Raw genomic sequence first — 12,757 nt, forward strand, 5'->3', positions numbered from 1 at the left:
CAATGCACAACTCGGACGAGCATCAGAGTGAGGACAGCGTGAAGATCCCTTTTTCTGTCTACGACTTCTTCGCCTTCCTCGCGACGGGCTTCATCGTGCTCTGCGCTGCAGACTACGCGTTCGATCTCGGCTGGCTCCAGAAGGATAAGCTACCTCCAGGAATGATCGTGTTCCTGACCCTTGGGGCCTATGTGCTCGGCCACATAGTTGCGAACCTGTCGAGTTACTTCTTGGAGCACAAGTTCCTTCGAGGCGTCCTGAAGTCCCCAGAGGAGACGCTGTTCATCGAGACCGTTGGGGGATGGTCTTATCTTTTTCCGATTTTCTACAAGCCGTTCCCTGTCGAGACGCAGAAGAAGATCCTGGATCGTGCCAAGGCGGCGGGATTAGATTGCCCCGGTCGTGGCCTGTTTTTTCATTGCCACACCATCGTAAAACGCGATAAGGGTACGGCGGATCGACTGAGCAATTTCTTGAACGTCTATGGGTTCTGCCGGAACGCCTGCATGGCATCGTTGATCGCCGCCGCGATGTTGTTCGTCGCAGCCGTTCGACATTTGAAGCTGAAATCTGGCGCTGTCCTTGACGGCGATAAACTGGTTTGGGCCGGCGTTGCTGTGCTCGTCGCCGTCGGCCTGTTCTATCGGTATCTCAAGTTCTTCAAGCACTACACGGAAGAGGTCTTCCGGGATTACGCCGAGCCGGCAACTAAGTCGTAACGACTTCGATGCTCATGCCAGAGAAAAGTCGTCCTGAGGCTTTCCTGGTTGCGGCCATCGAGGGGGAGGCTACCCACAGCGACCCGCGTGAGATTCATCGACACCAGCGTTGCGGCGATCATACGGCCCGGCAGCGGACGTCCTGCGGCTCGCAGGAGGGCATTTCGACTTACGGTAAGATTGACCGCGTCGGACCTTCCCGCAAATCTGCCCGAATCGCGAATACTGCTGCGGCGATTGGCCGTGTCCCGGCCCCGCCGTCCACCGCCGAAAAGACCCTCCCACCCCTACCCGAGGACTCGCATGACCTGCACCTGATTCCAGGGCAGTCCGCGGCGGGTAGTGTGACCGTCCTCGTTCAGACGGTCGGCGATCCCTCGCAGGGAGAGTCCCTGATCCCGAAGCTCTCGCATGATCGGGGCGAGATCAGCGTACGCTGCGACAGCGTTGGCCCGGTTCACCTCGGCAGCCCGCTTGGCTCCTCGTCTCCGGCCCGCTGCGGTCAGATCCCGACACTCGGGCCGGCTGCCGCCCCGAAGCCCGCCACGACGCTTGTAGGCCTTTCAGAGCGGCCGTGGTCCTCTCGCTGATCCGGCGAGCTTCGTCTTCGGCCACGGCGCTCATGATGTGCAGGGTCAGGCGGTTCGCGAAAGGCATGTCCGCCGCGGAGAACTCGACTCCGCTTTCCATAAGAGTCGATACGAAGCGAACCGAGCGGGCGAGGCGGTCCAACTTGGCGACGATCAGCGTGGCCCGTTGGCGCTTGGCGTAGGCGATCGCCTTCGCAAGCTCCGGCCGCTCATCGTCACGGCCGCTCTCGACCTCTGTGAAGCTGCCGACGATCTTTGCGTCATGCTGGGCCGCGAACTCGCGGACAGCGTTCTCTTGAGCCGACAGGCCAAGTCCCGATCGGCCCTGGCGTTGCGTGCTGACACGGATGTAGGTCACGAGCTTCATGGCTGCCCCTCGCTGTGGTTGGACAGGCAAGTGTTACACATCCTTCAACGAACGACCAACTGTGTGTAACTCTTACGATGTCAGACGGCCCTGTCGGCCATCTGCGGCGCACAGTACCTTCATCTTGGATGGTGTCCACCGCGTCGACTCTTACTCGGAATGTGCCGTGCCCTGCGGATTCACTGACGTCGTGTCGCAAGTGCGAGAGCGCCATCAGCCGCTGTCCAACGGTGCGTCATGTCTGCGAGGCGGCGACTCAGCTCATCGTGTTGTGACCAGCATCCTTGAAGTTCGGTGTTCACGCGCTGACAGCATCTTTCGGCCTCAGAGGTCAGAACAGCCGCCTGATTGAACACTTGGTTTCGCTGCTGGGTTTGCCGCTGAAGCAAACGGTTGAGCTCTCCTTGGGGTAAGGCCGTTGACGGGTTAAATCGAAACTGACTTGCCAGAGCGGAACGCCAGGCAAGTAGCGTCGAAGCCAGAACTGGGCCGAAACCCGGGACGAGCGAGAGTGCGTAATCCTCGATGTCCGCCGCGGTCTCGATGCCGAAGCTCTCGAGCGTCGCCACTCGCCCAAGGCCAATTTTCGGGAGCTGCGCATCCGAGATGAAGAATTGTCGCAGGAATGCATCAAGCTGTAGTTCCCTCTTCTTCATCTCAAGCTGAGAGCGCTGCGCAGCAAACTCGCCATCCAGCCTTTGGTACTGAGTGAACGCCGCTTTGGCACGCTGAACGACTTCACCCAGCCCCGTCTTGCCTCTCTCAACACGGCTCAAGATGTCCTTCTTCACCTCGGCTCGCTCCCATTCGGCGACCTCAATTGCCCTTCGCATCTCCTGAGTAGACCGTCTGAGGCGAGCAAGAAGCTCGTTGCGCATCGAGTTGGCGCCTCGATAGCGATCGCGAGCGTCGAGCTCCATAACGGCCCACCAAATGGCCATCCCAAAGACAATCGGGAGTCCGATCGGAATCAAAGTGGTGAAACAGAGGAGGATTCCAATCACGGCGACACACACGGCAATAGTCTGAGTGATGGGACGCTGCAGCGGGATCTCCGGCGGAATGACGATCTCAGGAGGGGCGGTATTGGAAACTCCCGAGGAGGCTGTCAGAAAGGATCGCTCCAAAATCTTTAGCCCGTTGATCCTAAGTTGAAACGACGCAATGGTTCGGGGACCAGAGTGCAGGGTCGCTTGGACCGAGACGGTTACGAAGAAATTTGGGGACCCGCGCGTCACAAGGTCGCACCAGGGACAGGAGGAGAGATGCCTTCCGTATCGGTGGCCTCGGTCGGTCTTGCAGACGTTCAGCTCCCCGCTGATGCGCGACAGACCGTCAAGCCACTGCTGTGCGCTCGGACGGCGCGAGGAAGCTGCAGCCGGAACCGCAAAGGCCTGTTCAAACAGCTCGGCCACTGGTCGGGGAACCAGCGTCAGTTGCGGCGCATGGGGCGGCGGCTGCATCTGAAGCCTTGCGGCGTTAACGCTAAATGCGAAGCGCCCTTCGCTGATCGCTTGCTCGATGGTAGGTCCATCTCCTGAGCCGGTGGATCGTCCCGAAAAGGGGTGACGTCCCATGAAAAGCAAATGAAAGATCAACACCGCCAGGCCAAAAAGATCGTGCGATTCCGCGCGGTCGACGTCCCGGAAATTCTTGCCCTGCAATTCGGGAGGGGTGAAAAGAGGGACACCCACTTCACAGGGGAACGAGCGACCATTGAAGCTCACTCGAAACGAATCGGTGTCGATCAGCTTCACCAGGGCGTCCGAGGCCACCAGCACATTGCTCTGATTCACATCACCAATAACCTGACCGTTCCGGTGTAGCACCGAAAACGCCCTCGCTAAGTTTTCAGCAGTTCGAAGCAAGAAGCCCCAATCCGCCTTCGGGAACGCGCTGTTCCGATGAGCCGGGCTGTAGAGCGTGTGAATTTCACGGTACCCGCTAACGCGGTCCATGATGATTCCACGAATCGCTCGGTTTGTTTCCGAATGAACAGTCGCCTTCGGCCACGCTGAAACCTTGAAGAGTTGGTCGTTCGATGCCTCGACCATCACCTTGAGCTTTGCGGCCTTAATGTCCGGTACTGTCTTCGAGTGGTAGAGCTTTGCAACGGCACCAACTTGGCCCACGACCTCGTAGACCGTTCCTTCTCCTCCTTTACCGATGACATTCCCAAGCTCGATCCGTCGACCTCGATGATCAACGAATCGCTCACTCATTCGTTTTCCTCCGCGTTACTAAGACGAGAGTCTTGTCGTCGTCCGTCCGATCGATGACTGGTTTCGACTCCAGAAATCGAGACAGCGGTTCCTGAAGACTTTCAGCGCAATCCACTCTGTGAAGATGCTCGAACATCGAATGAAAGAAGGGGGCGTATGCTTCACGCTTCGCTACGTCGAGGGCCAGGAGCTGCAGCCCATCCGTAAAGACGGCAAGGCGATCGATACGGCCGCAGCTGTGGAACACGAGCGACTGTTCGAGATCACAGTGAGAGACGAAAGTCGTGATGTTTGCGTACTCGCCAGTCTGCGGCCAACAACCAATGTGGTACGTTCCGTCGACGACATAGACCGAAGCGCCATCCCCGATCTGAGCGAAAACTGTTTGCGACTCTCCGGCAATTGCCAGGATTAGAGTCGTCGCCAAATCTCTCAGAGGCTTCTGGTGGAACGCAGCCGCGTCAGCAATCGCTTGCTGAGCCGCTCGAAACACAGCAATCAGATCTGCTCGCGCGAGTAATTCCGCTGGTCGCTCGTCGAGAAGCGCCTTGCTCGCCTCACAGGCCCGTTCGCAGGCGACCCGAGCTCCAATTTCCGAAAAGCTCGCGCTGCCGGCGCCGTCCGCGCACGTAACGATCAGATAGTCTCCCGCATGAGTATGAGTCTGCTCGATGCGGAAGAAGTCCTGGCAAGCCGTCTCCGTCCGGATATGGGACGTTCCGCGAACGCTCGCACCAACGAACTTCCACATTCTGTTCCCCTGGTCTTAGATCGATGCCCAGCCTTCAGGCCCGGTCGGATTCTCGAGCGGAACAGCATCGCCCGGGGAAGAGCGAGACACGGACTGCTGGGAGTGCGAGAGCCACTGAAAGAGGTCCCTGAAACGAAGCCCCTTCAACCGCAGTGCCTGCCGGTTCGAAAGCTGATTCAGAACCTCAAAGTTCGCACCTTCGACCCCCACAGCGAAGAAGGCAAATGACTTACTTTGTTCGCCTCGCTTGATCTCCTCGGCTGCTGTTTTCCAAAGATTACCGTCAGTAGGGCCTCCGTCGGTGATCAAGAAGATCCAAGGGCGATAGTGGGAGATCCCATTTGCCTTGTACTCAGCCTTCCGGTCGCGAAGCAGATCAATTGCGCTCATGATCGCCTGCCCCATCGGCGTGTCTCCATCCGCGTGGAGGGGCGATGGGACAAAGTTTTCCGACGTCGTAAAGGGACAATCGACTGAGACTTTGCCGCCGAAGGTGACAACTGCCACTTCGACCCGTTTAGATGCCAATGCGTCGGCAGCCAACTCATCTCGATAGACAGTGAGGCCATCATTCAGTTCAGAGATCGGCTGGCCTGCCATCGATCCGGAAACATCGAGCAACAGGATACAAGGAACCCGCGGCTCCGGGTTTAGGGCAAAGTCATTTGTACCAAAGGGAATCTGATCATCCACGGGCAGTCTCCTCCTCCGTCTTCTGCACTATCGATTGAGTTGTTGAACGGAACATCAAGGGCGGCGGCGCGTTTCTACAGGCATCCTCTGCGAGAGCGTTGCCAAGCTTCGGGCGAGATCAGGTCCCGCTCCCAAGCCGGAGCACTGCAGGTGTTGCTGGAGTCCCGTTCTGCTCATGAACACGAGTTCCTCGTAGAGACAGACCGGCAACTCACGGTTGTCCTTGAATCTTCTGTCAGGACCCCCAGATTTGTTGACGTACTGCCAAGTTCGGTCGACGACTTTGGCATCCCGGGGGACTGACTCGCTCTCAATGAATCGATTCTGGCTCGCCTGAAGCGAAAGGTCCGAGTAGGCGACGGCTCCGAGTTCGCCGCCAGAGAAGATGAGAATACGATCCGGAAAGAAGTACAGGGTCTGCCGTCCGAAGGGAATCGCAAACACATCGATGTTCGATTTCACGAATGGCGGCGTCCCTAGCGCAATGCGATTTGCACGGCGGCTCACCAGTTGGCTGGCCCCTGCATGATATTTGCGATCGTGCACAGGTCCGGAAGCCTCAATATGCCACGTTCTCGAGCAAGATCGCAGCTTCTCCATTGCCGCGGCAAACGACTCGTAGAGAGCCTGCATCTGCGGATCGAATTCGTAGAAGAGGACCGTCGTCTTCCGGAATGCATCCCATTGCGCAGCTAGGACTGCCGCTCCGATTCCCATCACACCGAGTGACGTTGTCATCCAAGTCGGTCGGCCAGACATGACCGCCATCACAACGGCGGCAACTGCGACAAGCACGACTAAGGGGCAAATCGCCAACTTGGCGTGCTTGGTCTTGAGTTCGTCGAGCAATTGGTCGGAAGAGCCATCGATCAACTGCGTGACATCTGCGGATACGAGCGGCGTCAGCGGGGCGTGCGTCGTTGCAGCAGGAGGAGTCGTGGCGTTCAAGAAGCGTCGGGGCGACGACGCCGGACTCCGAGGGGAGGACGCACGTGGGATCAACGTTCGATAGGAAAGGCCCCCGCATCCCATGTGAACGTAGTTGCCGCGTGGGCCCATCCCCACTCGAAATCCTGGAATTCCGGTGGACACACCGAGTCCTGACCGAGAGAGATTGAACCGAAAGGGCCCGACACGGACTGATCGTCTCAGAAGTAGTCCCATGAGGCGCGCTCAATGCACGAGGAGATCGGACTTGGCACTGTTTTGCCCTCAAGGTCGGCAGAGCGACCTGCGTAGCGCTAGGCTACCCCACTGCGTCACGCAGTAAAAGTGACGGCTGCCCGACTTTTTCGAGTCCTCCATCCGCTCTGAGTGAGGCCCCGGCGTCCGGGAATCGAACAATGCCAGGTGGGGCGGTCGGGTTGGTGGGGTCGAGCTAGAGCGGTTCTCTTCAGTCTCTAGCGCCATCCGCGGGAATTGAGTAAGACAGGTAACCTCAAGGAGGCTGCCGATGAAGGCTTACTCGATGGATCTCAGGAACCGGGTGCTGGCCGACTGCGACGCTGGGATGGAGGCCCGACAGGTTGCCGTGAAGTACAACGCAGTGAGTCTTGGATCAGACGCCTCCGCCAGAGACGGCGGGAGAGCGGTGAAACGGCTCCCCGGCGACCGAAGACGTCTCCTCCCAAATGGCAACCTTATGCTGACTCGATTGAGCAGTTCGTGACGGACCAGCCGGATGCCACGCTCGCGGAGCTCAAAGAGCATCTGGAAATTCCCCTCAGCATCCCGACTCTCTCCCGGGCGCTGATCGCCCTCCGGTTCACCTTGAAAAAAAGTCTTCCGCGCCGCGGAACAGGACCGGCCAGACGTCGCCAGCCAACGCACGGATTGGCGGAAGTGGCAAAGCGCGCTGAGTCCAGAGGACATGAGCCGGTTCGTCTTTATCGACGAGACCTGGGCCTCGACGAACATGAGCCGCCGATATGGCCGCAGCCGCAAGGGCCAGCGGCTGATCGGTGCCGTCCCCCATGGGCACTGGAAGACCACGACGTTCGTGGCGGCACTCCGGCTAGAGGGACTCACCGCGCCGGTGGTGATCGACGGCGCCATCAATGGGCGGATCTTCCTGGCCTACGTGCGCCAACAGCTGGTGCCAACCTTGCGGACTGGCAACATCGTGGTGATGGACAACCTGGCCTCGCACAAGGTGCTGGGTGTGCGGGAAGCCATTGAGGGGGCCGGAGCGCGGGTGGCCTACCTACCGCCGTACAGTCCAGACCTGAACCCCATCGAACTGGTGTTCTCGAAGCTGAAGCGGCTGCTGCGGAGTGCCAAGGAACGGACGGTGGAGGGGCTGTGGGAACTGCTGGGGAAGATTCTTGACCGCTTCTCCGCGGACGAATGTGGCCGCTACATCACCCATTGCGGGTACCACCCCAGTTCCAAGCCCGCCGTTACACCGCCGTGAAAACGAGACTAAATTCGCCGCCAAAACGCGTCAAGTCTCTTTGCTGGGCTGCTTAGCCTCTGGCGGACCGCATTTCCGCCTCAGGGCTTGGCAAAACGGGCTTCGTCGACGTAGCGTCACGCCCTCAGGCATGAAGCCGTCACCTTCCCGCTTGTTGACGAAGAGACATGCCATGGACTCAGCCGACCAAACTCCTGTGTTCGCTTGCCTCACGACTCCGAAGGCGACGGCGTACGAATTCGTCGATCTCTTCGCCTCTCATCCGGAGCTGAAGTACTCATACTACTACATCTTGCCGGAGCGGCTCTGCGATCTGCTGAGACGTCATGGACGACCGGATTGGAAACCCTGGATCGAGAACGAGCGGGCCATCACGCAGTTGGCCCTCCGAAACACCGTCGGATTTCAGGCTGGCGCTCCCATCCAAGACGTATGCCTCGAGGCTCCGCAAATCTCGCCCGCGTTCAAAAAGATGTTCGAGGAGTCTCGCGCCGAGTGGGGGCACTCGGTTTCATTTCGAGAGTATCAGGCTGCGCAGAAGCCGGCGGACTCGATTGTTGGTTACCTCGGTTGGCTCTGGACGAATCCCGTGTTTCGTGGCGAACTCCAAGCCCTGGACAAGGAATTCGGCACCTTCACCGACGCCCGGCCGCTTCCGACGCCTCTCCCCCCTCAACGGGAACCCATCGCCCCCGAGAATCCCCTTCTGAAACCGGAGTCGTCTCCCGATCGGCACTCTCTTGCCGTGGGTGAGTTCTGCCGACGGTGGCGACTGCAGGCAATCAACGGACTGATGACGGTGTTTCCGGTGGCCGCATCGGTCCCGTCGTTGATGCCCGAGTGGGATGCGGCGTTGGTCGAAGACAGGGGCATCGTTGTTTCCCATCCCGATACGACCCCAATTCCAGATCGTGATGTCCTGAGGCGTCAGCGTCGCGAATCGTCGATGCAGTCGCAGGCAGAATCGCCACACCTTGCGGACTGGTTTCGGCTTTGTGGCGGCGACAAGCGAGGGACAAACCAAATCACGCAGTATTCCCGGGTCTACCGGCTGCATCACTACATGCGTGTTCTGTTCGAGCGGCATCCAGAAGCCGTGAAGCGATCCGGCGAGTTTTTGGGGGCGGTGTTCGGCGAGTATCTCGCGATCAGCGATCGGACGATCAAACGCGACCTCGCACTGATCGGTCGCCGTCTAGGCCCTCAATGGCAGTCCCGCGGTATCTGAACCGGGCAGAAGTATGACACTCCTCGGCGAAACCGTGTCCTAGTACAGAATCAATTCCGGGCCATCCTACGTGCGTCGTTGAGCTCACCAATCGAGCTCCAACGCAACGGATGAGGATGACCACGATGGGGACGGACTCCCAACCGGAGTACTTGACTCCGGCCCAGTTTGCTCAGCGAGCCGGACTCTCTCTGGCCACTGTACGCCGAAGGATCCGCGACGGTTCTCTGCCGACTTACCAGCCCGGCGGGCCGCGGACGGCAATTCGCGTTCCCGCATCGGCTCTTCGATCTGGGCCGTCCAACTTCGGACCGCCGGAACAGACTCGGCCCAAACAGCTGCGGCACGCACGCACCACGCCGCACTGGACACGCCACCTCAAATAATCTGAAAGGACAACGACATGTCAAAGCGGAAAGGCGGACCGGAGAAAGTCCATGCCGAGTTCTTTGTCTGGCTGCTGTATAAGCGGGGGGCTGTCTACTACGCGGATGGCCGAGGTTCTTTGCCAACCCTTGGACGTCGCTCCCTCGGAACGGGCAGCCGTGAGGAAGCTCGACATGCTCTCGATGCGTTAGATCGCCAGATGGCAGTCAAGGAAGGATTGCTGTCCGTCAGCGAGTTCGTGGCTAGGAATTCGGGCGACAACCGCCTGCCCCTCGCGGAGGGCCGGCGGCTGTATGAGGAGTACGTTGCTCGACCGTCGATTGCACATGGCGTCCGGCCGAAGACCCGGCAGCGGTACAAAGCGGTCTTCGACAAATTCTTGCCCTTCGCAGAGACCGTCTCGGTTGGTTATTGGAACCAGGTCAACAAGGACATTTTGTCTAAGTACGCTCGCTGGCTTGAGGGAGAGGGATACGCCCATGCAACTCAGTGTCTGGAGCTCTCCACAGTCAAACAGACTCACAAATGGCTCATCGATGAGAAGTACCTGCCCGAGTCCTGTAGCTTCAAGTATCCGCTGAGGAAAAATCATGACTCGACGCGGTATTGCTGGACGGTCGAGCAGTTCACGGCGATCATTGAGCACTGCCGCCAGTCTGCAGAACTCACCTGGCTTGGAGACCTCTGCTTCACGCTGGGCCACACGGGAATGCGGATTTCCGAGGCGGCCAATCTGAGGTGGTCGGACATCGATCTCGTGGAGGGGAGAATTACCCTGGTCGATGAGAGTCGACAGGCCAAGACCGGTGGAGAGAAGCGAACGTTAAAGAACCATCGCAGCCGGTCCTTCCCGATTCATGCGGACCTTCTCCCCGTGCTTCATCGTCTCCCGCGTACCGGCAAGCATGTCTTCGCCGGTCCCCGGGGCGGGCGTCTCAAGCCGGACACGGTTAGAAGAATTCTCATCCGCGATGTGCTCGAACCTATCAAGGGGCGCTTCCCCAGCGCACCCGGCGAGGAAGGATTCATTGATGGTCGCGTACACTCCTTTCGTCACTATTTTTGCTCCCGCTGCGCCAACAGCAATACGGCGGAGCGAATGGTGATGACGTGGCTCGGGCACGCCGATGCGGCGATGGTCCGCCGCTACTACCATCTCGATCACGACGAGGCCCGTCGCCAGATGGCGCGAGTCTCGATGACCGTGTCGCCGGAGACCAACGTCGGTCCCGGCCAGTCCCCCCCGTCAGGAGGCCCGACCGCGGCTGTGTGACTGTGACCAACGCCTGCAGCGAGGTATTGATGGCACACTCTTGGCACAACGTCGAATCGGAGCGAAACGCCAACGCCACAAGTGGTGAATTGGCCGGTTCTTCCGGAGGCGAGGCAAGATGCAATGGAGAGGACGCGGTTCGACACCGTGGTATAGGGCTACCTCTCACAGACCACTATCCCGCGCCGTCGCCTGCATCAGCCCACGGATGTAGCCGTACGCAAACAGCCGCCCCAGCATCGTGTATCCCGGCTCCCCCTCCTCGCCGACATACACCGGCACATGGTCCGGCCGGAGCGGACCATCGAACCCGATCGCCCGGTACGCCCGCATCGCCTCCGCCATATCGGTCGGCCCGTCGTCATGAAACGTCTCGACGAACGACTCCGGTGTCCCCGCCACATCGCGAAAGTGCACGTACCGGATGTGCGACCCGAGCCGGCGGATCGTCGCCGGGATATCGACCCCCATCGTGGCGAACGTCCCCTGGCAGAAACAGATCGCATTGCGGGAGCTCGGAGCCAGAGCCATCAGCCGCTCGAAGCTTTCGACCGTGTTCATGATCCGCGCCCGACCCAGAAACATCGGCAGCGGCGGATCATCCGGATGCATCGCCAGCGTCACCCCCGCCGCCTCGGCAACGGGAAGCAGCTCCTGCAGGAACCGCTCGACGTTCACCCACAGCTCTTCGGCCGTGACCAACGGTTTGACGGGCGTCGGATTGGCATTCAGCGAAATCGCCCGCTCGACATCCTGGAGCCGGAACTCCGTCACCGTCGCGCCGCCGCGGGCCGGCGCGTGAAGCTTCGTCCGCACCCAGTCGGTCCCGGACATGAAGTTGTAACAGAGGAGCGGGACCCCCGCGTCCCCCATCTGGCGAAGGAGCCGCTTCATCGCCGCCAGCTCGGTCCCGTCGTCGGTCCCCAGCTTGAGCCGTTCGATCGGCAGATAACCCTCCACAACGGACACCCGCAGGCCATGCCGCTCGGCCAACCGCTGGGTTGCCTCCAGCGAGGCAATTTCCGGCCCGAAATAGCGCGAAACGAGGTCCGTCACGCCGCATTGGGCGGCCAGTTGCAGGTTGGCCTCATTGATCGGTGTCAGGACTGTTGCAAGACGCATCAGATCCCCGAGTTAGGAACAGGCTGTCCGAGAAATCCGCGTGAAGGCCGCCGCTCAATGCGCATGACATTTGCAGTTCCAGGAGGCCACGACAACTGAGTTCGCCCCTTTCGATGCCACACCATGATCTTTCTCTGCTCGGCAACGCTGGAGTACGCGGTCAAGTTCCCCTCGACCCTGATCCTGAACCTCCACGCGCAGCGGAACGCCTCCCAGACGATTCTCGAGGAGCAATTCACCATCGACCCCCACGTGAGGGTGGAGGAGTTTCATCTCCGCGGGAGCGACAACCGCTTTCTCCGGCTGGAGACCGGCCGCCGCAAACGGCTCACCATCCAGTATCAGGCCAAGGTCGAGTGCGACTACCAGCTCCTCGCGGCAGGCAAGATTGACGACGAGACGGTGGCGGAGATGGACCGCAACGCCATCCCGTTCCTGTTCCCCAGCCGCTACTGCCAGTCGGACCGCCTGGGACGCCTTGCGTGGGACCTCTTCGGCAAGATCGCCAACCCGTACGAGCGGGTCGTCGCCATCGTCGACTGGATTCACGACAACGTCGAATACGTCCGCGGCTCGACGAACTCGGAGACCTCCGCCTACGACACCGTCACCCAGCGGGCCGGTGTCTGCCGCGACTTCGCCCACCTGGGGATCGCGCTCTGCCGCGCGCTCAACATCCCCGCGCGGTATTTCTCCGGCTACGCCTACCAGCTCGATCCCCCGGACTTCCACGCCTGCTTCGAGGCGTACGTCGGGGGACGCTGGATGATCTTCGACGCCACGCGGCTCGCGCATCTCAACGGCCTGGTCCGGATCGGGACGGGTCGCGATGCGGCCGAAGCCGCGGTCGCCAGCATCTTCGGTTCGGTCCGGTGCGAGCGGATGGTCGTCGACTGTCAGCTCGGGCCGGGGCAGAAGTATGCTCCCCTCGGCAGGAAGCAACTCGCCCGCAAGGGCATCTCGCTGGACGCGGCGTCCCCCCGTTAGATCGG

General features: G+C 60.2%; 11 protein-coding genes and 1 pseudogene. 5 read left to right on the forward strand and 7 right to left on the reverse strand.

What is annotated here, in order from left to right:
- Nucleotides 1-2: 2 nt before the first annotated feature.
- A complete protein-coding gene (locus VT03_RS17000) occupies nucleotides 3-719 on the forward strand; it encodes a hypothetical protein (RefSeq protein ID WP_075094085.1) in 717 nt (238 codons plus the stop codon).
- A 287-nt stretch (nucleotides 720-1,006) separates the two neighbouring features.
- Here VT03_RS17000 and VT03_RS35265 read toward each other — a convergent pair whose 3' ends face one another.
- From VT03_RS35265 to VT03_RS17025, 6 genes are all read right to left on the reverse strand, one after another.
- The gene (locus VT03_RS35265) at nucleotides 1,007-1,132 is read right to left on the reverse strand and encodes a recombinase family protein (RefSeq protein WP_410000375.1); all 126 of its coding nucleotides are present in this window, start codon (nucleotides 1,130-1,132) and stop codon (nucleotides 1,007-1,009) included.
- Between the two features lie 13 nt (nucleotides 1,133-1,145).
- The gene (locus tag VT03_RS17005) at nucleotides 1,146-1,676 is read right to left on the reverse strand and encodes a recombinase family protein (protein WP_197488979.1); all 531 of its coding nucleotides are present in this window, start codon (nucleotides 1,674-1,676) and stop codon (nucleotides 1,146-1,148) included.
- A gap of 179 nt (nucleotides 1,677-1,855) precedes the next feature.
- Nucleotides 1,856-3,898 (reverse strand): helix-hairpin-helix domain-containing protein, encoded by a 2,043-nt coding sequence (locus tag VT03_RS17010; RefSeq protein ID WP_075094086.1) that lies wholly within the window; start codon nucleotides 3,896-3,898, stop codon nucleotides 1,856-1,858.
- Complete coding sequence (locus VT03_RS17015; protein ID WP_075094087.1) at nucleotides 3,891-4,649, reverse strand: PP2C family serine/threonine-protein phosphatase; 759 nt, start codon at nucleotides 4,647-4,649, stop codon at nucleotides 3,891-3,893. The genes VT03_RS17010 and VT03_RS17015 overlap by 8 nt, the downstream gene beginning before the upstream one ends.
- Nucleotides 4,650-4,664: 15 nt before the next feature.
- Nucleotides 4,665-5,342 carry a vWA domain-containing protein gene (locus VT03_RS17020; protein ID WP_075094088.1) on the reverse strand — a complete coding sequence of 226 codons (678 nt, stop codon included), beginning with the start codon at nucleotides 5,340-5,342 and terminating at the stop codon, nucleotides 4,665-4,667.
- 54 nt (nucleotides 5,343-5,396) lie between these two features.
- Nucleotides 5,397-6,506 carry a DUF4236 domain-containing protein gene (locus tag VT03_RS17025; protein WP_075094089.1) on the reverse strand — a complete coding sequence of 370 codons (1,110 nt, stop codon included), beginning with the start codon at nucleotides 6,504-6,506 and terminating at the stop codon, nucleotides 5,397-5,399.
- A 289-nt stretch (nucleotides 6,507-6,795) separates the two neighbouring features.
- On the opposite strand from VT03_RS17025, the pseudogene VT03_RS34740 reads away from it, so the two are divergent.
- From VT03_RS34740 to VT03_RS17040, 3 genes and pseudogenes are all read left to right on the forward strand, one after another.
- Nucleotides 6,796-7,755, forward strand: a pseudogene (locus VT03_RS34740) (IS630 family transposase).
- A gap of 172 nt (nucleotides 7,756-7,927) precedes the next feature.
- Nucleotides 7,928-8,983, forward strand: coding sequence for a hypothetical protein (locus VT03_RS17035; protein ID WP_075094091.1), 1,056 nt, complete (start codon nucleotides 7,928-7,930; stop codon nucleotides 8,981-8,983).
- A 403-nt stretch (nucleotides 8,984-9,386) separates the two neighbouring features.
- Nucleotides 9,387-10,643, forward strand: coding sequence for a tyrosine-type recombinase/integrase (locus tag VT03_RS17040; RefSeq protein ID WP_082846287.1), 1,257 nt, complete (start codon nucleotides 9,387-9,389; stop codon nucleotides 10,641-10,643).
- Between the two features lie 165 nt (nucleotides 10,644-10,808).
- On the opposite strand, the gene VT03_RS17045 is transcribed toward VT03_RS17040, so the two are convergent.
- Nucleotides 10,809-11,765: a mannonate dehydratase gene (locus VT03_RS17045; RefSeq protein WP_082846288.1), complete on the reverse strand. Its 957-nt coding sequence runs from the start codon at nucleotides 11,763-11,765 to the stop codon at nucleotides 10,809-10,811.
- A 123-nt stretch (nucleotides 11,766-11,888) separates the two neighbouring features.
- On the opposite strand from VT03_RS17045, the gene VT03_RS17050 reads away from it, so the two are divergent.
- Nucleotides 11,889-12,752 carry a transglutaminase-like domain-containing protein gene (locus VT03_RS17050; protein WP_075094094.1) on the forward strand — a complete coding sequence of 288 codons (864 nt, stop codon included), beginning with the start codon at nucleotides 11,889-11,891 and terminating at the stop codon, nucleotides 12,750-12,752.
- The last annotated feature ends 5 nt before the right edge of the window (nucleotides 12,753-12,757 follow it).

The organism is Planctomyces sp. SH-PL14, assembly GCF_001610835.1.
Taxonomy (GTDB): domain Bacteria; phylum Planctomycetota; class Planctomycetia; order Planctomycetales; family Planctomycetaceae; genus Planctomyces_A.

Excerpts from the sequence above, each read along its gene's own strand:
- VT03_RS17000 (WP_075094085.1), top strand. The coding sequence starts at position 3 with ATGCACAACTCGGACGAGCATCAGAGTGAGGACAGCGTGAAGATCCCT.
- VT03_RS35265 (WP_410000375.1), bottom strand. The coding sequence starts at position 1,132 with ATGCGAGAGCTTCGGGATCAGGGACTCTCCCTGCGAGGGATCGCCGAC.
- VT03_RS17005 (WP_197488979.1), bottom strand. The coding sequence starts at position 1,676 with ATGAAGCTCGTGACCTACATCCGTGTCAGCACGCAACGCCAGGGCCGA.
- VT03_RS17010 (WP_075094086.1), bottom strand. The coding sequence starts at position 3,898 with ATGAGTGAGCGATTCGTTGATCATCGAGGTCGACGGATCGAGCTTGGG.
- VT03_RS17015 (WP_075094087.1), bottom strand. The coding sequence starts at position 4,649 with ATGTGGAAGTTCGTTGGTGCGAGCGTTCGCGGAACGTCCCATATCCGG.
- VT03_RS17025 (WP_075094089.1), bottom strand. The coding sequence starts at position 6,506 with ATGGGACTACTTCTGAGACGATCAGTCCGTGTCGGGCCCTTTCGGTTC.
- VT03_RS17035 (WP_075094091.1), top strand. The coding sequence starts at position 7,928 with ATGGACTCAGCCGACCAAACTCCTGTGTTCGCTTGCCTCACGACTCCG.
- VT03_RS17040 (WP_082846287.1), top strand. The coding sequence starts at position 9,387 with ATGTCAAAGCGGAAAGGCGGACCGGAGAAAGTCCATGCCGAGTTCTTT.
- VT03_RS17045 (WP_082846288.1), bottom strand. The coding sequence starts at position 11,765 with ATGCGTCTTGCAACAGTCCTGACACCGATCAATGAGGCCAACCTGCAA.
- VT03_RS17050 (WP_075094094.1), top strand. The coding sequence starts at position 11,889 with ATGATCTTTCTCTGCTCGGCAACGCTGGAGTACGCGGTCAAGTTCCCC.